General features: G+C 71.8%; 20 protein-coding genes. 7 read left to right on the plus strand and 13 right to left on the minus strand.

From position 1 onward, the window contains the following. From zwf to eda, 3 genes are all read left to right on the plus strand, one after another. Positions 1-1,319 (plus strand): glucose-6-phosphate dehydrogenase (gene zwf / locus E9934_RS12750; protein ID WP_136563281.1); only part of this gene is annotated, 1,319 nt, incomplete at its 5' end. A gap of 7 nt (positions 1,320-1,326) precedes the next feature. Further along, the gene (gene edd, locus E9934_RS12755) at positions 1,327-3,204 is read left to right on the plus strand and encodes a phosphogluconate dehydratase (RefSeq protein WP_136563282.1); all 1,878 of its coding nucleotides are present in this window, start codon (positions 1,327-1,329) and stop codon (positions 3,202-3,204) included. Then, the gene (gene eda / locus E9934_RS12760) at positions 3,191-3,838 is read left to right on the plus strand and encodes a bifunctional 4-hydroxy-2-oxoglutarate aldolase/2-dehydro-3-deoxy-phosphogluconate aldolase (RefSeq protein ID WP_238694941.1); all 648 of its coding nucleotides are present in this window, start codon (positions 3,191-3,193) and stop codon (positions 3,836-3,838) included. Before edd ends, eda begins: the two co-directional genes overlap by 14 nt. Positions 3,839-3,841: 3 nt before the next feature. Here eda and E9934_RS12765 read toward each other — a convergent pair whose 3' ends face one another. Together E9934_RS12765 and E9934_RS12770 are read right to left on the minus strand one after the other, a co-directional pair. Beyond that, positions 3,842-4,276, minus strand: a complete 435-nt coding sequence (locus E9934_RS12765; protein WP_136563283.1) for a nucleoside deaminase — start codon at positions 4,274-4,276, stop codon at positions 3,842-3,844. A gap of 20 nt (positions 4,277-4,296) precedes the next feature. Beyond that, positions 4,297-4,791: a tRNA adenosine deaminase-associated protein gene (locus E9934_RS12770; RefSeq protein WP_136563284.1), complete on the minus strand. Its 495-nt coding sequence runs from the start codon at positions 4,789-4,791 to the stop codon at positions 4,297-4,299. 85 nt (positions 4,792-4,876) lie between these two features. Between E9934_RS12770 and E9934_RS12775 the strand changes: the two genes are divergently transcribed. The 4 genes from E9934_RS12775 to pntB all read left to right on the plus strand — a co-directional run bounded on the left by E9934_RS12775 (position 4,877) and on the right by pntB (position 9,300). Beyond that, positions 4,877-5,500, plus strand: a complete 624-nt coding sequence (locus E9934_RS12775) for a class I SAM-dependent methyltransferase (RefSeq protein ID WP_136563285.1) — start codon at positions 4,877-4,879, stop codon at positions 5,498-5,500. Positions 5,501-5,531: 31 nt separating this feature from the next. Beyond that, positions 5,532-6,173 carry a uracil phosphoribosyltransferase gene (gene upp / locus E9934_RS12780; RefSeq protein ID WP_136563286.1) on the plus strand — a complete coding sequence of 214 codons (642 nt, stop codon included), beginning with the start codon at positions 5,532-5,534 and terminating at the stop codon, positions 6,171-6,173. 128 nt (positions 6,174-6,301) lie between these two features. Beyond that, the gene (locus E9934_RS12785; protein WP_136563287.1) at positions 6,302-7,834 is read left to right on the plus strand and encodes a Re/Si-specific NAD(P)(+) transhydrogenase subunit alpha; all 1,533 of its coding nucleotides are present in this window, start codon (positions 6,302-6,304) and stop codon (positions 7,832-7,834) included. 5 nt (positions 7,835-7,839) lie between these two features. Further along, positions 7,840-9,300 carry a Re/Si-specific NAD(P)(+) transhydrogenase subunit beta gene (gene pntB, locus E9934_RS12790; RefSeq protein ID WP_136563288.1) on the plus strand — a complete coding sequence of 487 codons (1,461 nt, stop codon included), beginning with the start codon at positions 7,840-7,842 and terminating at the stop codon, positions 9,298-9,300. Positions 9,301-9,488: 188 nt separating this feature from the next. Here the strand turns inward: pntB and thpR are convergent, their stop codons facing one another. From thpR to E9934_RS12840, 11 genes are all read right to left on the minus strand, one after another. Further along, the gene (gene thpR, locus E9934_RS12795; protein WP_136563289.1) at positions 9,489-10,052 is read right to left on the minus strand and encodes an RNA 2',3'-cyclic phosphodiesterase; all 564 of its coding nucleotides are present in this window, start codon (positions 10,050-10,052) and stop codon (positions 9,489-9,491) included. Continuing rightward, positions 10,052-10,786 (minus strand): VIT1/CCC1 transporter family protein, encoded by a 735-nt coding sequence (locus tag E9934_RS12800; RefSeq protein ID WP_202977288.1) that lies wholly within the window; start codon positions 10,784-10,786, stop codon positions 10,052-10,054. The genes thpR and E9934_RS12800 overlap by 1 nt, the downstream gene beginning before the upstream one ends. Before the next feature lie 110 nt (positions 10,787-10,896). Next, a complete protein-coding gene (locus tag E9934_RS19630; RefSeq protein ID WP_158294992.1) occupies positions 10,897-11,073 on the minus strand; it encodes a hypothetical protein in 177 nt (58 codons plus the stop codon). A gap of 137 nt (positions 11,074-11,210) precedes the next feature. After that, positions 11,211-11,831, minus strand: coding sequence for a LutC/YkgG family protein (locus E9934_RS12805; protein WP_136563290.1), 621 nt, complete (start codon positions 11,829-11,831; stop codon positions 11,211-11,213). Further along, the gene (locus E9934_RS12810) at positions 11,828-13,312 is read right to left on the minus strand and encodes a lactate utilization protein B (protein ID WP_238694942.1); all 1,485 of its coding nucleotides are present in this window, start codon (positions 13,310-13,312) and stop codon (positions 11,828-11,830) included. Before E9934_RS12810 ends, E9934_RS12805 begins: the two co-directional genes overlap by 4 nt. Beyond that, complete coding sequence (locus tag E9934_RS12815; RefSeq protein WP_202977289.1) at positions 13,309-14,091, minus strand: (Fe-S)-binding protein; 783 nt, start codon at positions 14,089-14,091, stop codon at positions 13,309-13,311. Before E9934_RS12815 ends, E9934_RS12810 begins: the two co-directional genes overlap by 4 nt. Before the next feature lie 61 nt (positions 14,092-14,152). After that, entirely contained in the window at positions 14,153-17,257 is a 3,105-nt protein-coding gene (locus E9934_RS12820) for a glycosyl hydrolase (protein WP_136563291.1), read from the minus strand. A 47-nt stretch (positions 17,258-17,304) separates the two neighbouring features. Further along, a complete protein-coding gene (locus tag E9934_RS12825) occupies positions 17,305-18,786 on the minus strand; it encodes a rhamnulokinase (protein WP_136563292.1) in 1,482 nt (493 codons plus the stop codon). Then, positions 18,783-20,819, minus strand: coding sequence for a bifunctional aldolase/short-chain dehydrogenase (locus E9934_RS12830; RefSeq protein WP_136563293.1), 2,037 nt, complete (start codon positions 20,817-20,819; stop codon positions 18,783-18,785). Before E9934_RS12830 ends, E9934_RS12825 begins: the two co-directional genes overlap by 4 nt. An 8-nt stretch (positions 20,820-20,827) precedes the next feature. Then, the gene (gene rhaI / locus E9934_RS12835) at positions 20,828-22,000 is read right to left on the minus strand and encodes an L-rhamnose isomerase (protein ID WP_136563294.1); all 1,173 of its coding nucleotides are present in this window, start codon (positions 21,998-22,000) and stop codon (positions 20,828-20,830) included. Continuing rightward, positions 21,997-22,356 carry an L-rhamnose mutarotase gene (locus E9934_RS12840; RefSeq protein ID WP_136563295.1) on the minus strand — a complete coding sequence of 120 codons (360 nt, stop codon included), beginning with the start codon at positions 22,354-22,356 and terminating at the stop codon, positions 21,997-21,999. Before E9934_RS12840 ends, rhaI begins: the two co-directional genes overlap by 4 nt. Positions 22,357-22,531: the final 175 nt, after the last annotated feature.

Below are 22,531 nucleotides of genomic sequence, written 5' to 3' on the forward strand. Positions count from 1 at the left end.
GGATCATCGGCGTCTCGCGGCACGACCTCGACCACGACGGCTACCGCGATCTCGTCACCCAGGCACTCTTCGAGCACATCCCCGACGACCAGCTCGAGGCCGGCGCCCTGCACCGGCTCGTCAGCCGGCTGCACCACCTGCGCCTCGACGCCACCGACCCCGAGGGAGGGGACGGGCTGCACTCCCTCCTCAAGGACACCCCCGGCGACGGCGCCGAGGAGACCATCCGCGTCTACTACCTCGCCGTGGGCTCCGACCTCTTCGGCCCCGTCTGCGAACGACTCGACGACCTCGGTCTCGTGACGCCGCAGTGCCGCGTCGTCCTCGAGAAGCCGATCGGCTCCGACCTCGCGTCCTCGCGCGTCGTCAACGACGCCGTCGGCCGGGTCTTCGAGGAGGCGCAGGTCTATCGGATCGACCACTACCTCGGGAAGGAGAGCGTGCAGAACCTCCTCGTCACCCGGTTCGCCAACATCTTCCTCGAGCCGATCTGGAACTCCCGCTGGGTCGACCACGTCCAGATCACCGTCGCCGAGACGCTCGGCGTCGCCGGCCGCGGCGACTACTACGACCAGGCCGGCGCGCTGCGCGACATGGTCCAGAACCACCTGCTCCAGATGCTCTGCCTGGTCGCGATGGAGCCCCCGACGTACGTCGGCGGCGACCCGGTCCGCGACGAGAAGCTCAAGGTGCTGCGGGCCCTGACGCCGCTGACCGGCGCGGACGTGGACCGGTTCACCGTGCGCGGGCAGTACACGACCTACGGCGAGGAGATCGGCGGTCCGAGCACCACCGAGACCTTCGTGGCGCTGCGCGCCGAGGTGCAGAACTGGCGCTGGGCCGGCGTGCCCTTCTACCTGCGCACCGGCAAGCGGCTGGCCACCAAGGAGTCGACCATCGAGGTCGTCTTCAAGGAGCCGCCGCACGCGATGTTCCCGCACAGCGAGGGCGTCACGACCCCCAACCGGCTGACCATCCGCATGCAGCCCGACGAGGGCATGCAGCTGCACCTGACCGCGAAGCACCCGGGCCCCGGCGGCATCCGGCTGCACCCGGCCTCGCTCGACCTGAGCTACGACCACGCGTTCGACGAGCGCAGCCCGGACGCCTACGAGCGGCTGCTGCTCGACGTCATGCGCGGCATCCCGACCCTGTTCATGCGCCGCGACGAGGTCGAGGCCGCGTGGGCGTGGGTCGAGCCGATCCTCGACCAGTGGGACCGGGCCGGCGTCGAGCCGGTCCGCTACCACCCCGGCACCAACGGCCCGGCGGCCGCCGCGACGCTGATCGCGCGCGAGGGCCGCACCTGGCAGGAGTGAAACCCCGATGACCCGATCGCCCAGCCTCCACCCCGTCCTGGCCGACGTGACCCGTCGGCTGACCGAGCGCAGCGCCGCCACCCGCACGGCGTATCTCGCTCGCGTGCGTGAGGCGGCCCTGCGCGGACCCGCGCGCGGCCGCCTCGCGTGCGCCAACCTCGCCCACGGCTTCGCCGCCTCCGAGGGCCCGGAGAAGGTCGAGCTCGCCCGCGGCCAGAAGCCCAACCTGGCGATCGTCACGAGTTACAACGACATGCTCTCCGCGCACCAGCCCTACGGCGACTACCCGCCCGTCCTCAAGGACGCGGTCATCCGGGCCGGCGGGCTCGCCCAGGTCGCCGGCGGCGTGCCCGCCATGTGCGACGGCGTCACCCAGGGCCGCGACGGCATGCAGCTCTCCCTCTACAGCCGCGACGTGATCGCCATGTCGACCGCGATCGCGCTCTCCCACGACATGTTCGACGCCACCCTGCTCCTCGGTGTCTGCGACAAGATCGTGCCCGGCCTGCTGATCGGCGCCCTCTCCTTCGGCCACCTGCCGGCCGTGTGGGTGCCCGCCGGGCCGATGGCCTCAGGGCTCCCCAACAAGGAGAAGGCCCGCGTGCGACAGCTGTTCGCCGAGGGGAAGGTCGGGCGTGAGGAGCTGCTCGAGGCCGAGTCGGCGTCGTACCACTCGAAGGGGACGTGCACCTTCTATGGCACCGCCAACTCCAACCAGCTGCTGATGGAGGTGATGGGCCTGCACCTGCCGGGCTCCTCCTTCGTCAACCCCGACAACCCGCTGCGCGACGCGCTCACCCGCGAGGCCGCGGCCGTGGCGGTCCGTCGGACGCAGCAGTACGACGCCGGCCCCGCCCTCGGCGAGATGGTCGACGAGAAGGTCATCCTCAACGCGTGCGTGGCGCTCCTCGCGAGCGGCGGCTCGACCAACCACACCCTGCACCTGGTCGCGATCGCCCGTGCCGCCGGCATCCTGCTCACCTGGGACGACCTCGCCGACCTGTCGGCCGTCGTACCGCTGCTGGCGCGGGTCTATCCCAACGGCGCGGCCGACATCAACCACTTCCACGCCGCCGGCGGGATCGGCTTCCTGGTGCGCACCCTGCTCGACGCGGGGCTGCTGCACGAGGACGTCGAGACGATCGTCGGGCACGGGCTGCGCCGCTACACCGAGGAGCCGGTGCTCCTCGACGGCCCCGACGGCGGTGTGACCTGGCGCCCGGGTCCGGCCGAGAGCCTCGACCTCGAGGTGCTGCGTCCGGCCACCGACCCGTTCTCGGCCGACGGCGGCGTCAAGGTCGTCCGCGGCCCGATCGGCACCGGTGTCGTGAAGACCTCCGCCGTCGCGGTCGAGCACCGTCTCGTGTCCGCCCCGGCGCGGGTCTTCGACGACCAGCACGACTTCCTGCAGGCCTTCTCGGACGGTCAGCTCGACGGGATCGATCTCGTCGCGGTCATCCGCTACCAGGGCCCCGCCGCCAACGGGATGCCCGAGCTGCACAAGCTGACCCCGGCGCTCGGCGTGCTGCAGGACCGCGGCCAGAAGGTCGCGATCGTCACCGACGGCCGGATGTCCGGCGCGTCCGGCAAGGTGCCCGCCGCCATCCATGTCACCCCCGAGGCGGCGCTCGGCGGACCGCTCGCCAAGGTCCGCGATGGTGACCTGATCACCCTCGACGCCGACGCCGGCACGCTGATGATCGAGGCCGACCTCGCCCACCGCGAGCCGACCGGCGCCGCTCCGTCCGGAGCGACCTGGGCCGGCACCGGGCGCGAGCTCTTCGCCGCGTTCCGCGCCACTGTCGGGCCGGCCGACGAGGGCGCGTCGATCTTCCCCGTCCCTGCCGCCGCTGCCACCCTGGAGGCCTCCCTTGTCCGCTCGTGACGCTGCTGCCAGCACCGCCGCGACGTCGGTGCTCGACGTCGTCCCGGTGATGCCCGTCGTCGTGATCGACGACCTCGCCACGGCCGTCCCGGTCGCCCGGGCGCTCGTCGCCGGTGGCCTGCCTGCCATCGAGCTGACCCTGCGCACCCCGGTCGCCCTCGACGCGCTGCGGGCGATCGCCGCCGAGGTCCCGGAGATCGCACTCGGCGCGGGCACGATCACCACGCCGGCCCAGGCCGAGGCCGCGGTCGCGGCCGGTGCGCGCTTCCTCGTCTCCCCGGGCTTCACGCCCGACCTGCTCACGGCGATGCTCGGCACCGGCGTGCCCTTCCTGCCGGGGACGTCGACGGTGTCCGAGGTGTTGGCAGTGCTCGAGGCCGGGCTGACCGAGATGAAGTTCTTCCCGGCCGAGGCCGCGGGCGGGGCGCCCTACCTCAAGTCCGTCGCGGGTCCGCTCCCCCAGGCCCGCTTCTGCCCGACCGGCGGGATCACGCTGGCGTCGGCGCCCGGTTACCTCGCGCTGCCCAACGTCGGCTGCGTCGGCGGCTCCTGGCTCACCCCCGCCGACGCCGTCGCGGCGGGTGACTGGGAGCGGATCAGCAAGCTTGCTGCCGAGGCCGCCGCGCTGCGGTAGTCCCTATCCCCGATGCGTGGCGAAGAAGGCGTCGAGGAGCGCGGTGGACTCACCGGCCAGGACACCGGCGACGACCTCGGGACGGTGGTTGAGCCGGCGATCGCGCACCACGTCCCACAACGAGCCGACGGCACCGGCCTTGTCGTCGTAGGCCCCGAAGACCACGCGGTCGACCCGGGACAGCACGGACGCGCCCGCGCACATCGTGCACGGCTCGAGCGTGACCACCAGCGTGCAGCCCGACAGCCGCCACTCCCCGCGGACCCGCGCGGCTGCGCGCAGCGCGAGCACCTCGGCGTGACCGGTCGGGTCGCCGTCGCGCTCGCGGACGTTGTGGCCGGCGCCGATCACCTCACCCGACTCGTCGACCACGACCGCCCCGATCGGTACGTCGCCCGACGCCAGCGCCGCGCGTGCCTCGTCGAGGGCGCGCCCCATCGGAGCGTCCCAGCCGTGCCTCACGCGGAGGTCAGGCCGACGACGTCGTCGAACAGCTCGCCGAACCCGAGGGCCCGCGCGATGTCGGACAGCATCTCGTCGGGATAGAGCTCGTCGTCGTCGAGGATCTCGGCGAGGGCGGCCGCCGGCAGGCCGAGGTCGGTCAGCAGGTCGAGGTCGCCCGCCGGCTCGGGGTCGTCGTCGTCCTCGACGACCGGCAGGCCCAGGTGCTCGGCCACGTCGGCCGCGAGCTCCCACTCGGTCGCCGCGGTGACGTCGGAGAGCACGAGCCGGGTCTGCTGCCCGGCGACGCGCAGCACGAGGAAGAAGTCCTCCTCGACGGCCACCAGTCCGACCGCACCGCCGTCACCGGGGAAGCGGCGCAGCGCGGACGCCAGCGTCTCGACGTCGACGGCGTGGTCCGGCGTCAGCTCCGCGACCTGCCACACACCTTCCTCGCGGTAGGCGGCGAGCGCGTAGTCGACCGATTCGGTGGCCGGTTCGCTGGCGGACATGCCACCAAGGGTGACACGCGCAGGCGGCGAGGACCAGACCAATTCGGCCCACCTGTCGGGCGAGCGACTGTCCTACGATCCGTCCATGGGCTGGTGGGAGGAGCGGGTCGTCCCGCGCATGGTCGACGCCGCATTGAAGGGCAAGGAGATCGGCGAGCTGCGCGGCGAGGTCTGCGCCCCGCTGTCCGGCCGGGTCCTGGAGCTCGGCTTCGGCAGCGGCCTCAACATCCGCTGGTACCCGCAGACCGTCACCGCCGTCCACGCCGTCGAGCCCTCCGACCGGGGTTGGGAGCTGTCCGCGCGGCGTCGCGCCCGCAGCAGCGTGCCCATCGTGCGCAGCGGACTCGACGGCCAGGACCTCGCCGAGGACGACGCGTCCTACGACGCCGTGCTGTGCACCTTCACCCTCTGCACCATCCCCGACCCCGCGCGGGCGCTGCGCGAGTCCGTGCGGGTCCTGCGTCCCGGCGGGACCTTCGCCTTCCTCGAGCACGGCCTCGCCCCCGACGCCGGAGTGGCCCGCTGGCAGCGACGACTCGACCCGGTCCAGCGCCGGGTCGCCGGCGGCTGTCACCTCAGCCGCGACGTCGCGGCGCTGGTGGCCGACGCCGGCCTGCGGACGACGACGTTGACGACCGAGTACCTCCCCGGCCCACGCCCCTCCCGGCCGTGGCTGCACGGCTTCCGGGGCCTGGCCGTGCGCGACTGACGTCTCCCACTGGCAGGACTAGGGTCTTCCCATGCGCACCCAGGTCGTGGACCACCCGCTCGTCGCCCACAAGCTGACCGTGCTGAGGGACGAGACCACCGACTCCCCCACCTTCCGCTCGCTGGCCGACGAGCTCGTCACCCTGCTGGCCTATGAGGCGACCCGGGACGTGCGCGTCGAGCCGTGCGACATCGTCACGCCCGTCTCCCCGACGACCGGGGTCCGGCTGGCGTCCCCGCGCCCCCTCGTCGTACCGATCCTGCGGGCGGGGCTCGGCATGCTCGACGGGATGATGCGGCTGCTGCCGACCGCCGAGGTCGGCTTCCTCGGGATGGTGCGCAACGAGGAGACGCTGGCCGCGACGACGTACGCCGAGCGGCTGCCCGACGACCTGTCCGGCCGCCAGTGCTACGTGCTCGACCCGATGCTCGCCACCGGCGGGACCCTGGCCGCGGCGATCCGCTTCCTCGTCGACCGTGGCGCCGACCACATCACGGCGGTGTGCCTGCTGGCCGCGCCCGAGGGGTGCGCGCGCCTCGAGGAGGAGCTGGCGGACCTGACCGTCCCCGTGACCGTCGTCACCGCGGCGATGGACGAGCGCCTCAACGAGAAGGGCTACATCGTCCCCGGTCTCGGCGACGCCGGCGACCGTCTCTACGGCGTCGCGGACTGATCCGGTTACGGGGCACCATGCGCGGGCCGTGAGGCCGTTAGACGGACGTCACACCTGAGACGCATCCCGGCAGGTCCCCTGCGTGTGTAGGTTGGCGTGACTTTTGCCAACGAACCGCTGGAGGCCCTGTGCTGATCGGCATCCCCCGCGAATCAAAAGCGGGCGAGACCCTAGTTGCCGCGACGGCGAAGACCGTCGCGCAGCTGACCAACCTCGGCTACGACGTCATCGTCGAGGCCGGGGCCGGCGAGCTGGCCGACCAGCCCGACGCCGTCTTCACCGAGGCCGGCGTGCGGGTCGGGAGCGCCGAGGAGGTGTGGGCCGCCGACGTCGTCGTGAAGGTCAACGCCCCCTCCGACGAGGAGATCGGGCGGCTCCGTCAGGGCGCCACGGTCATCTCGATCATGGCTCCCGGACGCAGCCCCGAGCTGGTGGAGAAGCTGCAGGCCGCCGGCGTGACCGCGCTCGCCATGGACGCCGTGCCGCGGATCTCGCGCGCGCAGTCGATGGACGTGCTGTCCTCGATGGCCAATGTCGCCGGCTATCGCGCCGTCGTCGAGGCCGCCCACGAGTTCGGCCGGATGTTCACCGGCCAGGTCACCGCGGCCGGCAAGATCCCGCCGGCCCGCGTCTTCGTCGTAGGTGCCGGTGTCGCCGGCCTCGCAGCCATCGGCGCGGCGTCCGCGATGGGCGCCGTGGTGCGTGCGTTCGACGTACGTCCCGAGGTGGCCGAGCAGGTCGAATCGATGGGCGCGCAGTTCGTCCACGTCGACATGGAGCAGGAGGTCTCCTCCGACGGCTACGCCAAGGAGATGTCCGAGGCTCAGGTCGCCGCAACCGCCGCGATGTACGACGAGGAGGCCCGCGCCGCCGACATCGTCATCACGACCGCGCTGATCCCGGGGCGTCCGGCCCCGTCGCTGCTCACGGCCGAGACCGTGGCCGGCATGAGGAACGGCTCCGTCATCGTCGACATGGCGGCCGCCAACGGCGGCAACGCCGCCGGCACGGTCACCGACCAGAAGGTCGTCACCGACAACGGCGTCACGATCCTCGGTTACACCGACCTGGCGGGCCGTCTCGCTGCGCAGACCTCGCAGCTCTATGGCACCAACATCGTCAACCTGCTCAAGCTGCTCACCCCCGAGAAGGACGGCGTCCTGACGCTGGACTTCGAGGACGTGGTCCAGCGCGGCATCACGGTGGTCAAGGACGGCGAGGGGATGTGGCCGCCGCCGGCCGTGCAGGTCTCCGCCGCGCCCGCCGCCGCCGCGGCCCCGGTCGCCGAGCCCAAGCCGGTCAAGGCCCCGATGTCGCCGCAGGCGAAGGTCGGCGCCGTGCTGGGAGCGATCGCCCTGTTCTGGTTGGTCAACGCGACCGCGCCGGGTGAGATCCCGCAGCACTTCAACGTGCTGATGCTCTCGATCGTGATCGGCTACTACGTCATCGGCAAGGTGGCGCACGCCCTGCACACGCCGCTGATGTCGGTCACCAACGCCATCTCCGGCGTCGTGGTCGTCGGAGCCCTGCTGCAGGTCGCCAGTGACGACAAGCTCGTGATCGGGCTCTCCGTGGTCGCGATCCTGCTGGCCTCGATCAACATCTTCGGTGGCTTCGCGGTCACCCGACGCATGCTCGCCATGTTCAGCAAGGGGGCCTGAGCGCCATGGACATCTCTTCCGTCTCGGTCGCGGCCTACATCGTCGCGTCCCTGCTGTTCATCCTGTCGCTGGCAGGGCTCTCGAAGCACGAGTCGGCCCGCAGCGGTCTGACCTACGGCATCGTCGGCATGGGCATCGCCCTCGCCGCGACGGTCGCCGTGACCATCGACGCGAGCGACAAGTACGACGACCAGGCGCTGATCATCGGACTGATGATCGCCGCGATCGTCATCGGCGCCCTGATCGGCCTGTGGCGTGCCCGCATCGTCGAGATGACCGGCATGCCCGAGCTCATCGCGCTGCTGCATTCCTTCGTGGGTCTCGCGGCCGTCGCCATCGGCTGGAACGGCCACATCGGCGGTCCGCACTTCAGCGCGAGCACCCTGCTCGAGGACGTGCCCGCGCTGATCAACATCCACGAGGCCGAGGTCTCGATCGGCATCTTCATCGGTGCGGTCACCTTCACCGGCTCGATCGTCGCCAACCTGAAGCTGTCGGCGAGGATCTCGTCCGCGCCGCTGATGCTGCCCGGCAAGAACTTCATCAACATCGGCTCGCTGGTGCTGTTCGCGATCCTGACCGCGGTCTACGTCTCGCTGGACACCCACACCGCCACCGGTGACACCAGCACCGGCGCGACCATCCTGCTCGGTGTCATCACCCTGCTGGCGCTCGCGCTCGGCTGGCACCTCGTCGCCTCCATCGGCGGCGGCGACATGCCGGTCGTGGTGTCGATGCTCAACTCGTACTCCGGTTGGGCCGCGGCCGCCTCGGGCTTCCTGCTCGGCAACGACCTGCTCATCGTCACCGGTGCGCTGGTCGGCTCCTCGGGTGCCTACCTGTCCTACATCATGTGCAAGGCGATGAACCGCTCGTTCATCTCCGTTATCGCGGGTGGCTTCGGCATCGAGGCGCCGGCGAGCGCCGACGTCGACTACGGCGAGCACCGCGAGATCCAGGCGGACGCCGCCGCGGAGCTGCTCGCCAACGCCGGCTCGGTCGTGATCACTCCCGGCTACGGCATGGCCGTGGCGCAGGCTCAGTACCCGGTCGCCGACCTGACCGCGAAGCTGCGGGCCAAGGGTGTCGACGTGCGCTTCGGCATCCACCCCGTCGCGGGTCGTCTGCCCGGCCACATGAACGTGCTCCTCGCCGAGGCGAAGGTGCCCTACGACATCGTGCTGGAGATGGACGAGATCAACGACGACCTCGGCGAGACCGACGTCGTCCTGGTCATCGGCGCCAACGACACGGTCAACCCGGCCGCGTCCGAGGACCCGACCTCCCCGATCGCCGGCATGCCGGTGCTCGAGGTCTGGAACGCCAAGGACGTCATCGTGTTCAAGCGGTCGATGGCCGTCGGCTACGCCGGCGTCCAGAACCCGCTGTTCTTCCGCGAGAACAGCCAGATGCTCTTCGGCGACGCCAAGGACCGCGTCGAGGACATCGTCCGAGCCCTGGGCTGAGCGAGGAACGAGCTCAGCCCAGAAGGGGCGAGGAGGTCGAGTAGCGCCGCGACCGAGGAACGAGGTCGCGACGCGCGTATCGAGACATCGAGCGCTGAGCAAGAACCACCGTCAGCGGGACCGATCACTGCCACCACACGTGGCTGCGATCGGTCCCGTTGTCACGTTCCCGGCTGAACCCGGACGCCCTACAGCTCGATCTCGGCGAGCGTCTCGTAGCGGGGACTGCGGCGCGGCCCCTCGCCGAGGTGGGAGGCGATCACCTCGATGCCGGCGCAGGTCCAGGTCGGACCGTCGTAGGTGTCGAGGAGGCGCACCCAGCTGGTCAGCTCGACCTTCGGGCCGCCGGTGCGTGCGACGGTGACGTGAGGCTGGAAGCGCTGGCCGTCGACCTCGATGCCCACGGCGACGGCCGCGTTGCGTGCCCGCACCGCCAGCGGGGCCAGGCCATCGCCGCCCCGGACGCCGGTGGCGAGGACCCGGCCTTCGGCGACGTTGGGGAAGGCCACGGCACCGGCCAGGGCGACCTCCACCGCCGGGAGGCCGTCGAGCGCCTCGACGAGACGGTCGACGTAGTCGTCCACCCGCGAGCTCGCGGCGTGGGCCATGAAGGCGAGGGTGACGTGGAGCTGCTCGGGCCGCGTCCACCGGAAGGGAGCGGCGTCCCGGCGCGGGGCGAGGAAGTCGTCGAGGTGGTCGATGGCGTCGTTCGGCGGCACGACGGCCGCGAAGATCCGCTGTCCGGAGGCCATCAGACCTGGGTGCCGACGAGCTGGCCGATGGCGTGGGTGATCCCCATCGCCAGCAGCCCGCCGACGACATTGCGAAGGACGGCCCGTGCCGTCGACCCGTAGCCGAAGTGGGCCGACAGCCAACCGGTGCCGGCCAGGGCGATCGTCACGACGACCACGGTCACCGGCACCCTGACGTCGTCGGACACCAGCACGATCAGGAGCAGCGGTAGGAGGGCGCCTAGCGTGAAGGCGCCCATCGAGGCGAGCGCGGCGTTCCACGGGCTGGTGAGGTCGTCGGGGTCGATGCCCAGCTCGGCCTCGGCGTGCGCGGCGAGGGCGTCCTTGGCGGTCAGCTGCCGGGCGACGTCCAACGCCAGGTCGGGATCGAGCCCCTTGTCGACGTAGAGGCCGGCGAGCTCATGGAGCTCGTCCTCCGGGTCCTCGCGCAGCTCGCGGCGCTCCTTGGCGAGCAACGCCTCCTCCGAGTCGCGCTGCGTGCTGACCGAGACGTATTCGCCCGCGCCCATGCTCATCGCGCCCGCGACCAGGCCGGCGATGCCGGCGGTCAGGATCGCGGAGCGGTCGGTCGTGGCGCCCGCGACGCCCAGCACGATGCCCGCGACGGACACGATGCCGTCGTTGGCGCCCAGCACCCCGGCACGCAGCCAGTTGAGCCGGTCGTTGACCCCCGCTTGGTGGGGCTCGTCCTCGTGCGGACCGATGCCCTCGCTCGCCACCTCTGCCTCTGCCACGCCCCCATGATCCCCGAACTGACGGGCGGGGCGCGAGGGCCTGTGTGGACTCGGGTGGACTCGGGTGGACTCGGGTGGACTCAGGTGGACTCGGGTGGCTCGGGTGGGGCTCAGGTGAGGTGGCGCCGCGGCCCGGGGTTCACGGCTCCCCAGAAGCCACGCAGCATGCTGTCGACGTGGAGGAGCAGGTCGATCTCATCGCGCGGCGCGAGTGCGGCGCGAGCCTTCGTGATCTCGCGGGACAGCTGGTGGAGCCAGTCGCGGACGAGCTGGTCGTGGACGGTCATCGGAGCGTGGCGGGGCAGCGTCGGACGGTGCCGACCGGCCGGCGGGTGGGGTGAGGCATGGGGGGTCCTCCGGGAGCGGGGCGGAAGTCACCATCCCACCGCGAAACGGACGCCCACGTCACGCCTTCGGACCGGATCTAGCCCGCAGCTTCACCCGGCCGCGGCGCGGCCGGCTCGACGACGATCACCCACAGGACCCGCGGCCCGTGCACACCCTCGACCCGGTCGAGCTCGATGTCGCTGGTCGCGCTGGGGCCGCTGATCCACGTGAGCGGACGCCGAGGGTCGAGGTGCGCGAAGGCGTCGGGGACGTCGGCGACCACCTGGCCGGCGTCGACGATGCAGACGTGGAGGTCGGGCACCAGCGTGATCGCGCGCCGGCCCTGGTCGGGCTCGTGGTCGAGGACGATCGTGCCGGTCTCCGCGATCCCCACCCGGCAGCGGGTGACGACCGCGTCGACGGCGTCGAGCTCGACCGCGGTGAGGCCGGCATCGATCACCGCACCGGGGACGAGGTCCCCCAGCCCCGGAGGTACGACGACCCGGACGCCTGCCGGCAGGGAGTCGGCCACCGCGGCGGCGAGTCCGCCGGGGTCGGTGCGGACGACGACGGCTCGGTAGTCGGCGACCCGCTCGGCGAAGTGGGCGACGAGGTCGGGAGCCGTGGCGCCGGGCGGCGGCTGCACGGGGGTGGTGACCGGCGTGGTGCCTGCGATGGCCGAGCGCACCTTGCGCAGGATCTCGTCGCGCGCGCTCATCGCTGCTCCCCGGTCGGGTCGGGGCGACGGCCGCCGTCGGTGCGCTTCCACCAGGCCCGGAAGGACTCCGTCGGCGGGTCGGGGAGATCGCGGGCCGAGGTCCACCCACGGAGACCGGGCAGCCCCGGCAGACGCCGGGCGAGGCGGATGCCCACACCGGCGAAACGCTCGCCGAGGGCGAGGCGGCGGGCGTCGGAGAGGGCGGCGGCGCCGGCGCGCATGGCGAGCTCCTCGCCGCTGGGTCGTCCGCCGCGGCGGGCGTCGACGACCTGGGCACGCTGGTCGACCAGGACGGAGGGGATGTCGATCCGCACCGGGCAGGCCTCGAAGCAGGCGCCGCAGAGCGAGGAGGCGTAGGGCAGCGAGTCGACCTGCTCGTCGTGACCGACGCCCTTGAGCAGCGGGTTGAGGATCGCCCCGATGGGGCCGGGATAGACCGAGCCGTAGGCATGGCCTCCGGTGCGCTCGTAGACGGGGCACACGTTGAGGCAGGCCGAGCAGCGGATGCACCGCAGCGCCTGCCGTCCGGTCTCGTCGGCCAGCGCGCGGGTCCGGCCGTTGTCGAGGAGGACGACATGCACCTCCTGCGGCCCGTCGCCGGGGGTGACCCCGGTCCAGGTGGAGGTGTAGGGGTTCATCCGCTCGCCCGTGGAGGAGCGGGGCAGCAGGCGCAGCAGGGGGTCGAGCTCGGTCCAGGTGGGGACGACCTTCTCGATGCCGACGACGCTGACCAGCACGTCGGGGAGGGTCAGGCACATGCGTCCGTTGCCCTCGGACTCCACGACAACAAGAGTGCCGGTGTCGGCGATCGCGAAGTTGGCGCCCGAGACCGCCATCCGGGCCCGGAGGAACTTCTCCCGCAGGTGCTCGCGAGCGGCACCGGCGAGGATCGCGGGGTCGTCGGTGAGGTCCGCAGGTGCGGGACGCCCGGTCTCGCCCATCCGGCGTAGGAAGATGTCGCGGATCTCAGCGCGGTTGCGGTGGATGGCCGGCACCAGGATGTGGCTGGGCAGGTCGCCGCCGAGCTGCACGATCAGCTCCGCCAGGTCGGTCTCCCAGGCCGCGATGCCCTCGGCCTCGAGCGCCTCGTTGAGGTCGATCTCCTGGGTCACCATCGACTTCACCTTGACGACCTCGTCGACGTCGTGAGCCTTCGCGACGCGGGCGACGATCGCGTTGGCCTCGGCGGCGTCGCGGGCCCAGTGCACGGTGGCACCGTTGGCCACGAGGTTGGCCTCCAGCTGCTCGAGCTGGTCGCCGAGCGACAGCAGCGCCCGCTCCTTGACTGCGGCGCCCGCGAGACGGAGCTCCTCCCACGCCGTACCCTCGGGGGTGCTGGCGTTGACCTCGTCGATCAGTCGCAGCCGCTTGCCGCGGATGGTGCCGGTGGCGTGGGCGAGGTTGTGCCGCAGCTGGGCGTCGCCGAGGGCCTCCCGTGCCGCGACCGGGAATTTCGGCATACCGACGAAGGTGCCCGTCACGACCGCCCCTCCTCGGTGGAGGCGAGGATCTCGGCGAGATGGACGGTCCGGACGGCAGCCCGCTGCCGCGTCAGGACGCCGCCGAGGTGCGTCAGGCAGGAGTTGTCCCCGGCGACGAGGACCTCCGCTCCGGTGTCGCAGACCCGTCGGGCCTTGTCGACGCCCATGGCGATGGAGGTGTCGGCGTTCTTGACGGCGAAGGTGCCGCCGAAGCCACAGCACTCCTCCGCACCCGGCAGGTCGAGGAGGGTCAGACCACGGACGTTCTCCAGCAGCATCCGGGGCCGGTCGCCGACGCCGAGCATGCGCAGCGAGTGACAGGTCGGGTGGTAGGTGACCGTGTGGGGATAGTAGGCGCCGACATCGGTGACGCCGAGGACGTCGACGAGGAACTCGCTGAGCTCGAGGGTTCGCGGCGAGGTCTCCGCGACGGCGCGACGCAGCCCGGGGTCACCGGAGCGCCGGGCGACCAGGTCGTGCTGGTGGCGCACGCTCCCGGCGCAGGAGCCGGACGGCGTGACCACGTAGTCGTAGTCGGCGAACGTGTCGACGTAGTTGCGCACGACGGGCACGGCCGCGGTGAGATAGCCGGTGTTGACCATCGGCTGGGCGCAGCAGGTCTGGCGCTCGGGGAACGCGACGTCGACGCCCAGGCGCCGCAGCAGGGTCACGACCGCCTGACCGGTGCGCGCATAGAGCGCATCGTTGATGCAGGTGACCATCAGTGCGACGCGCACCACGTGCTCCTTCGTGTTCGCGGCCCGACCCCCGGGGACCATCCTGCCTGCTGCAGGGCCCGGGGGTCGCGCCGCACCTGTCGTCGACCCGGGTGTCTCCGGGTCAGGCGGGGATGACCTTCTCGACGTACGGGACCAGCCGGACGGGCCCGACGAGCCCGTAGCTCTGCCGCGCCGCGACCCCGTAGACCGCGGGCGTCACCACGCGCAGCCGGTTGAGCAGCGTGGAGGCGACCTCGACCTCGATCACGTTGGGACCGCGCTGGAGGCGGCGGCCGAGGTCCACCGTCGCGTCGAGGGCGTCGCACGGAGGCAGCAGCTCGCCGTTGACCCGGACGCGGAAGGTGTCGTTGACCTCGCCGAGCTCGAGGAGCGCCCCGTCGTCCTCGGTCCAGTCGGCACCCAGGTCGATGGTGGTCCGGTAGCGGCCGATACCCGAGACGTCCTCGAGGCCGGCGACCTTCGACCATGCCTGCAGCGTGGGGAGGTCCGCGCGGTGGGTCTCCTTGGTCGTGCGGAGGTCCTTGGGGTCGGCGGCGTCGGCCGGCCTCCAGTCCTCGAGCTCGAGCGACCAGGTGGTGGGGCTGACGGGCTGGCGAACCCGGTCGACCCTCACCTTCACGGTGCCACCCTCGGTGCGGGTCAGGTCGAAGGTGCCGGCGGTGGTCGTGCGGAGCGTCGCGTTGGCACCGCGCACCCCGACCTCCTGCCCTGCCGTCGCGACGGGCAGCACCGAGCGGGCCTTGCCCTTCGCGGGCGGGGCCAGCGCGATCACGACCGACTGGCCCGGGACGAGGTCGACCCGCACCCGCACCCGGTCCCCGGAGCGCTCGTACGCCGGCACGCGGGTGACCTCGCCGGTCCACGCGTCCAGCAGCCACGGGACGGAGGAGCGGTCGGAGGCCGTCAGCCACACGTCCTGCGTGACCCGGTTGAGTCGCCGGTTCTCGGCGTGCCGCGCATTGGCGAGGTAGTAGAGGTCGACGTCGTCGACGACCCGGCGCACGTGCATCACGGTCGAGTCCGCGTGCTCGACGTCGCGGGCGACGCCCAGGGCGGCGAGCGCGCTGCCGACCTCCGCCTCGGGGACGGTGCGCGTCGTGGACAGGGCCCCGACCTGGGCCATCAGGCTGCGGACCTCCGCCGTCTCGGCGGCGTCACCCCGGCCGGCGGCCGTCACGGCGCTCCAGTCGCCGATCAGCACCACCGGCAGGCCGGCCCTTCCCACGGCGAGGATCCGCCGCGCTCCGTCGAGGTCCATGGTGACGGCGTTGCTGCGGAGGTTGTCCGGACCGACCACCAGCGCCTTGTACGCCGGGCCTTCGGGGGCCAGCCGCCCGCCCTTCACCTTCGCGGCGTCGAAGGCCAGGAGCGAGGAACTGAGGAAGGAGTGCGACCACCCCAGCTTGGTGCCGTTGTTGGTGATCCACTGCGGACCGATACCGGTGGAGGCCCAGCCCTTGTGCCGCCAGAACGCGACGTCGTACTTCGCCGCACCGGTCTGCAGCACCAGCTGGGTGCGGGCGAGGTAGTCCGCGATGCCGGGGATGTGCTCCCACTGCGGCGTGCGCGGCCCCCACGCCTCGCCGAAGCCGATCGCGCCGTTGTAGTACGGCGAGAACGCGGCGAACCCGGGCCAGGTGACGTCGGGCGCCTCGGCGTAGGGGAAGCCGTGGATGACGAGCTGGTTGACGCCCGCGACGAAGATGCTGTTGATGGTGAACAGCGCCTGGTTCTGCGCGGTCGGGCTGACGCTGTTGGCGCCCCAGGTGGTGTTGTAGGCCGCGCCGTTGTAGCAGATCGCCTCGCACGACAGCAGCGTGTGGCCGGCGATGTCGCGACCCGCCGCCATCACCCGGTAGTCGTCGAGGTTCTTGAACCCCAGGGACTCGGTCTCCGGCACGTCGACGACGCCGGCGTGCTGCATCGTGTCGGTCTCCAGACCGTAGGGCTGGATCCGGATGCCCATGCCCAGGGAGCGCGCGAAGTCCTGGATCGGCCGCAGGTGCTCGTCGAGGTAGAGGTCGGACAGGACCTGGTTGTAGTCGTCGCGGATCTCGTTGGTGCGCAGGGTGTCGGCGGTCGCCGGGTCGGTGGCGGCCAGCACGAACTGGTACTTCTCGTCCTTCTCCAGCACGAACGGCAGCCACGGACGCAGGTCGTAGCCGCGCGACTGCTCGAACTTCTCGAGGAAGTCGCGGGTCCAGATGGTCGCCTCGGTCTCGATCTCGAGGGAGTCCTCGAAGAGGTAGCCACCGGCGGCGCGCAGCAGCGCCCGCATCTCGCCGTCGAGGACGCGGTCCTCCCACAGGTCGATGACGGCCTGCGCGCCGCGCTTGCTGAAGTGGTCGACGACGTAGGACCGCGGGCTGGTGTGGGGACCGGCCTCCGGCTCCTGCGCGGAACCGCGGCGCCACGTCGGCAGGACCACCCAGGTGGCGCCGGCGGGCTCGGCCGGCGCCGTCCAGGTGAGGTGCTCGCCGTCGACGGCGCCGGACAGGTCGGTCCAGGAGTGGGGGGCGAGGATCGTCGCGGTGACGACGTTGTTGCGGTCCCGGACGTAGCCCGTGACCCGGTGGGCCTGCACCGTCACCAGCTCCGCGCGCGTCGCCCCGGACGCGGCCTCGACGACCGGCTCGGGCAGGGCGGCGTCGTACGTGGCACCGGCGAGGACCGTCGCCTGCCCGTGGATGAGCTCCGTGCACGCCTCGTCGCTGTCGGGGGTGATCGTCGGCACGGCCGCGGGCCAGGAGGGCCCCACGGTGATGTCGATCCTCACGTCGCGCTTCGCCGCACGGGCCAGCGCCGCCTTCACGCCCGCGACCCAGCTGGGGCTGCCCCAGCCGTGCTTCGCGACGTCGATCTCGATGCCACGGGCCCGCAGGCTGTGGGTGACGACGGCGACCTCGAGGACGCCGAAGCCGGCGTCGGCGATCACATCGACCTCGCGGGCGATCTCCTTCGGGTCGACGAGGCCGTGCGGCCACCACCAGCGGAAGCCGGCCGCCGTGGCGGTGCCCGGCTTGCGGAACGCCCTGACGAGGTCGGAGGGCAGACCCGCGGACCCGGGGGCGGCCTGGGCGCCGGGCGCCGCGACGGTGCCGGCGGCTCCGACGACGGCGGCCGCGCCGAGCGTGGCGGCCGCGGCGCCGAAGAGGGAGCGACGATCGAGGCGGGCGCCGCGGGCGGGGTCGTTCGAGGTGGTCATGGCAAGGCCTTCCGGGGAGGGGTGGGAGTGGTGGAAGGAAGCAGGGATCAGGACACGCGCGACTCGGCGGCGGCCCAGTCGACGCCGTCGCGCGGCTCGAAGCGGCGGACGTCGTAGGAGCGGCGGACCAGGTCGCGCATGGCCGCGAGGTCGGGGAGGTCCGCCCCCAGGGCGCGGCCCTGGACGAGCACGTTGCCCAGCGCCGCGGCCTCGACCGGTCCGGCGAGCACGGGCAGGCCGCAGGCGTCGGCGGTGAGCTGGCAGAGCACCTCGTTCTGCGAGCCGCCACCGACCACGTGCACGACCTGTGGCGAGGTGCCCGCGAGGGCGGCCGCGCTGCGGACGTGACGCCGATAGGCGACCGCGAGGCTGTCGACGATGCAGCGGGTGATCGCGACGGGCGAGTGCGGCACGACCTCCCCGGCCTCGGCAGCCAGGGCGGCCACACGCTCGGGCATCGGGTCGGCGGCCGTACTGGGGAAGAGCAGCCGGGGATCGTTAATGTCGATCACCGTGCGCAGCGGCTCGAACTCCGCCGCCGCGGCGATCAGCGAGCGCAGCTCGACGTCGGCGTAGCGGCGCTCGCTCCACGACCGCAGTGACTCCGACAGGACCCACAGCCCCATCACGTTCTTGAGGAAGCGGACCGTCCCGTCGACGCCGATCTCGTTCGTGAAGTCGGCCTCGCGTGCCTCCTCGGTCAGCACCGGGGCGTCGAGCTCGAGGCCGACCAGCGACCAGGTGCCCGAGGAGATGTAGGCGAAGTCGCCGGACGCGCTGGACTCCGCCGGCACCCCGACCACCGCGGACGCGGTGTCGTGGGAGCCCACCGCGACGACGGGGACGCCTTCAGAGACGCCGAGCTCGCCCGCGACGTCCGGCAGCAGCGGCCCGAGCACCGAGCCCGGGTCGCGCAGCGGCGGCAGGATCCCCCACGGAAGGCCGAGGGCGCGGCACAGGTCGGTCGCCCACTCGCCGGACCGGACGTCGTAGAGCTGGGTGGTCGAGGCGTTGGTCCGCTCCGCCCCGATCGCGCCGGTCAGCCAATAGCCGAGCAGGTCCGGCAGCAGCAGCATCGTCTCGGCGGACTCCAGGGCAGCCGTGCCGCGGGCGGCCACCAGCTGATAGAGCGTGTTGAACGGCAGCTGCTGGATGCCGGTGGTCGCATAGAGCTCGGCGGCGCCCACCTCGGCGACGACCTTCTCCGCGACACCGTCGACGCGCGCATCACGGTGGCTGAAGACCGGTCCGAGCAGCTGGCCGTCGCGATCCAGCAGGCCGTAGTCGATGGCCCACGAGTCGATGCCGATGCCGTGGAGCGGACCCGTGCGAGCCACCTCCCGGATCCCGGCCAGCACCTCACGGTGGATGCCGACCGCGTTCCAGAAGAGCGACCCGCGGACCCGCACGGCACCGTTGGCGAAGCGGTGGAGCTCGTTGATCTCGACCCGGTCGCCGCCGATCCGGCCGGACATCACCCGACCGGACGTGGCGCCGAGGTCGACTGCGGCGACCCGGACCGCGCTCATCGCAGGAAGGCGGCTGCCACCCCGGCGTCCACCGGGATGTGGAGACCGGTGGTGTGGCTGAGCTCGTCGGTGCACAGGACGAACACGGCGTTGGCGATGTTGTCGGGCAGGACCTCGCGCTTGAGGATGGTGCGCTGGGCATAGAACTTGCCCAGGTCCTTCTCCTCGACGCCATAGACGGCGGCGCGGTTGGCGCCCCACCCGCTGGCGAAGATGCCGGAGCCGGCGACCACGCCGTCCGGGTTGACGCCGTTGACCTTGATGCCGTGCTCGCCGAGCTCGGCGGCCAGCAGCCGGACCTGATGGGCCTGGTCGGCCTTGGCGGCGCCGTAGGCGACGTTGTTGGGTCCCGCGAAAATCGAGTTCTTGCTGGAGATGTAGACGATGTCGCCGCCCATCTCCTGCTCGATCATCACCTTCGCGGTGGCCTTGGCGACCAGGAAGGAGCCCTTCGCCATGACGTCGTGCTGCAGGTCCCAGTCCTTCTCGGTGGTCTCGAGCAGCGAGCGCGAGAGCGAGAGGCCGGCGTTGTTGACCACCAGGTCGACACCGCCGAAGGCGAGGACCGCGGCGTCGACCGCGGCCTGGACGGCGGCCTCGTCGCTCACGTCGACCTGGACGCCGAGGGCGACGTCGGAGCCACCCAGCTCCGCAGCAGCGTCCTGCGCCTTCTCCAGCGACAGGTCGGCGATGACGACGCAGGCGCCCTCGGCGGCGAGCTTGGCCGCGGTCGCCCGGCCGATGCCGGAGGCAGCACCGGTCACGAAGGCGACGCGGGTCGCGAGCGGCTTCGGCTTCGGCATCCGCTGGAGCTTCGCCTCCTCCAGCGCCCAGTACTCGATGCGGAACTTCTCCGCCTCGTCGATCGGGGCGTACGTCGACAGGCCCTCCGCGCCACGCATGACGTTGATCGCGTTGACGTAGAACTCACCGGCGACCCGCGCGGTCTGCTTGTCCTTGCCGAAGCTGAACATGCCGACGCCGGGCACCAGGACGATCAGCGGGTCCTTGCCGCGGATCGCGGGCGAGTCCGGGGTGGCGTTGCGGTCGTAGTAGCCCTGGTAGTCCTCGCGGTAGGACGTCGCCAGCTCACCCAGGCGGGCGAGGCTCTCCTCGACGCCGGCGCTCGGAGGCAGGTCGAGCACCAGCGGCTTCACCTTGGTGCGCAGGAAGTGGTCGGGGCAGGAGGTGCCGAGCGCCGCCAGTCGCGGGTGCTCGGAGCTCGCGAGGAAGTCGAGGACGACGTCCGCGTCGGTGAAGTGACCGACCATCGGCCGGTCCGCACTGGCGATGCCGCGGATCGTGGGGGCCAGCGCCGCGGCGCGCGCCCGGCGCTCGTCGGCCGGCAGGGCGGCGTACCCGTCGAGGGCGGGGCCGAAGGGCTCGGCCTTGCTGTGCTCGGAGATGTGGGCAGCAGCGGTCTCGATGATCCACAGCGAGTTGGCCTCGGCCTCCTCGCTGGTGTCGCCCCACGCGGTGATGCCGTGGCCACCGAGGATGCAGCCGATCGACTGCGGGTTCTCGGCCTTGATCGCGGCGATGTCGAGCCCCAGCTGGAAGCCCGGGCGACGCCACGGCACCCAGACGACCTTGTCGCCGTAGATCTCCTTGGTGAGCGCCTCGCCGTCGGCCGCGGTCGCGATCGCGATGCCGGAGTCGGGGTGGAGGTGGTCGACGTGGGCGGCGTCGACGAGACCGTGCATCGCGGTGTCGATCGACGGCGCCGCGCCGCCCTTGCCGTGCAGGCAGTAGTCGAAGGCGGCGACCATCTCGTCCTCACGGTCGATGCCCGGATAGACGTCGACCAGGCTGCGCATCCGGTCGAGGCGGAGCACGGCGAGGCCGGACTCGGTGAGGGTGCCGAGGTCGCCGCCGGACCCCTTCACCCAGAGCAGCTCGACGGGCTCGCCGGTGACCGGGTCGGTCTCCGTGCCCTTGGCGGACGTGTTGCCGCCGGCGTAGTTGGTGTTGCGGGGCTCGGCACCGAGCCGGTTGGAGCGCGCGATCAGCGCAGCCGCTGCAGGGTTGGTCATCGTCATCCTCAGTTCCACGAGAGCTGGGTGCCGCCGACACGGGCGGCCTCGATCTGCGACTGGTAGTCGGACTCGGCATAGGCACGCATCGGGTCGGCGGGCAGGCCGCGCTCCTCGCGCCAGGCGGCCAGGTCACCACGGACGTCGGTGTAGAAGGCGTCCATCAGGATCCCGTGGGCGCCGAGCACGTCACCGTCGGTCTGGGCGGCGTCGAGCGCGACCCGGTCGACGAGCAGCGCGCGGGCCGTCATCTCCTGGACGTTGAGCACCGACCGGATCTGGCCGGGGATCTTGTTCTCGACGTTGTGGCACTGGTCGAGCATGAACGCGACGTCGCTGTCGGGCCCGAAGCCGCCGCCGCGGATCACCTCGAAGAGGATCCGGAACAGCTGGAACGGGTCGGCCGATCCGACGATCAGGTCGTCGTCGGCATAGAAGCGGGAGTTGAAGTCGAACGAGCCGAGCTTCCCGAGGCGCAGCAGCTGCATCACGATGAACTCGATGTTGGTGCCGGGCGCGTGGTGGCCGGTGTCGAGGCACACGGTGGCGCGCTCGCCGAGGGCGGTGACCTGGGCGTACGACGTGCCCCAGTCCGGGACGTCGGTGTGGTAGAACGCCGGCTCGAAGAACTTGTATTCGAGGACGAGCCGCTGCTCCTCGCCGATCCGGTCATAGATGGTGGACAGCGACTCGGCGAGCCGGTCCTGGCGTCCGCGGAGGTCGGCCTGGCCGGGGTAGTTGCTGCCGTCGGCCAGCCAGCTCTTGAGGTCCCTCGACCCCGTGGCATCCATGATGTCGATGCACTCGAGGTGGTGGTCGATCGCCTTGCGCCGCACCTTCGGGTCGACGTGGGCCAGGGACCCGAACTTGTAGTCGTCGTCCTGGAAGGTGTTGGAGTTGATGGTGCCGAGGGCGACGCCCTGCTCGGCGGCGTAGGAACGGAGGGCGGCGTAGTCGTCGACCTTGTCCCACGGGATGTGCAGGGCGACCGTCGGCGCGAGACCGGTGAACCGGTGCACGGTGGCGGCGTCGGCGATCTTCTCCTCGACACTGCGCGGGGTCCCCGCGCTGCCGAAGACCTTGAAGCGGGTGCCGGAGTTGCCGAACGCCCAGGAGGGGAGCTCGATGGCCTGGCCGTCGAGCTGGGCCGCGATGGCGGCGAAGCCGGTGTGGCTCGTCATGACAGTGTGCTTTCTGCGCGTGCGCGCGACAGCTGGTCGTCGAGGTTGAAGACCTCGCGGAGCAGGGTGAACCCCTGGTCGGGGGCCCGGCCGTCGATGCCGGTGAAGAACTCGGCCATCTGGGCCTGCCACCGGGCGTTGACCTCGGTGCGGTCCATGGCGGCCTGGGCGGCCGCCAGGTCGTCGGCCTCGACGTAGCCGACGAGCAGGCCGTCGTCCCGCAGGAACAGGGAGTAGTTCTGCCAGCCGGTCTCCTCGAGCGCGGCGAGCATGTCCGGCCAGACGGCCTGGTGACGCTCGACGTACTCGTCCCTCCGGTCGGGACGGACCTGGAGACTGAAGCAGTAGCGGGGCATGGGTGGCCCTCCTCTCCCTGTTCCTGCGGGCGGATCGTGCGGTGGTGGGTGGCCAGTCAGCGGCGGCGGAGATGCCGCGGCCGACGGGCACAGCCAGGTTTCGAGACGGGATCCGGCAGTCCTTCGCAAGCTCAGGACTGCCGGTCCCTCCTCAACCCGATCGGCTCTTCAGGTC

The sequence above is a fragment of the Nocardioides caeni genome (assembly GCF_004912195.1).
Classification (GTDB): Bacteria; Actinomycetota; Actinomycetes; order Propionibacteriales; family Nocardioidaceae; genus Nocardioides; species Nocardioides caeni.

Bases quoted from the DNA above. Each gene is read 5' to 3' on its own strand.
- edd (WP_136563282.1), top strand. From the start codon at position 1,327: ATGACCCGATCGCCCAGCCTCCACCCCGTCCTGGCCGACGTGACCCGT.
- E9934_RS12765 (WP_136563283.1), bottom strand. From the start codon at position 4,276: ATGGGGCGCGCCCTCGACGAGGCACGCGCGGCGCTGGCGTCGGGCGAC.
- E9934_RS12770 (WP_136563284.1), bottom strand. From the start codon at position 4,791: ATGTCCGCCAGCGAACCGGCCACCGAATCGGTCGACTACGCGCTCGCC.
- E9934_RS12775 (WP_136563285.1), top strand. From the start codon at position 4,877: ATGGGCTGGTGGGAGGAGCGGGTCGTCCCGCGCATGGTCGACGCCGCA.
- upp (WP_136563286.1), top strand. From the start codon at position 5,532: ATGCGCACCCAGGTCGTGGACCACCCGCTCGTCGCCCACAAGCTGACC.
- pntB (WP_136563288.1), top strand. From the start codon at position 7,840: ATGGACATCTCTTCCGTCTCGGTCGCGGCCTACATCGTCGCGTCCCTG.
- thpR (WP_136563289.1), bottom strand. From the start codon at position 10,052: ATGGCCTCCGGACAGCGGATCTTCGCGGCCGTCGTGCCGCCGAACGAC.
- E9934_RS19630 (WP_158294992.1), bottom strand. From the start codon at position 11,073: ATGACCGTCCACGACCAGCTCGTCCGCGACTGGCTCCACCAGCTGTCC.
- E9934_RS12805 (WP_136563290.1), bottom strand. From the start codon at position 11,831: ATGAGCGCGCGCGACGAGATCCTGCGCAAGGTGCGCTCGGCCATCGCA.
- E9934_RS12815 (WP_202977289.1), bottom strand. From the start codon at position 14,091: ATGGTCCCCGGGGGTCGGGCCGCGAACACGAAGGAGCACGTGGTGCGC.
- E9934_RS12820 (WP_136563291.1), bottom strand. From the start codon at position 17,257: ATGACCACCTCGAACGACCCCGCCCGCGGCGCCCGCCTCGATCGTCGC.
- E9934_RS12825 (WP_136563292.1), bottom strand. From the start codon at position 18,786: ATGAGCGCGGTCCGGGTCGCCGCAGTCGACCTCGGCGCCACGTCCGGT.
- E9934_RS12830 (WP_136563293.1), bottom strand. From the start codon at position 20,819: ATGACCAACCCTGCAGCGGCTGCGCTGATCGCGCGCTCCAACCGGCTC.
- rhaI (WP_136563294.1), bottom strand. From the start codon at position 22,000: ATGACGAGCCACACCGGCTTCGCCGCCATCGCGGCCCAGCTCGACGGC.
- E9934_RS12840 (WP_136563295.1), bottom strand. From the start codon at position 22,356: ATGCCCCGCTACTGCTTCAGTCTCCAGGTCCGTCCCGACCGGAGGGAC.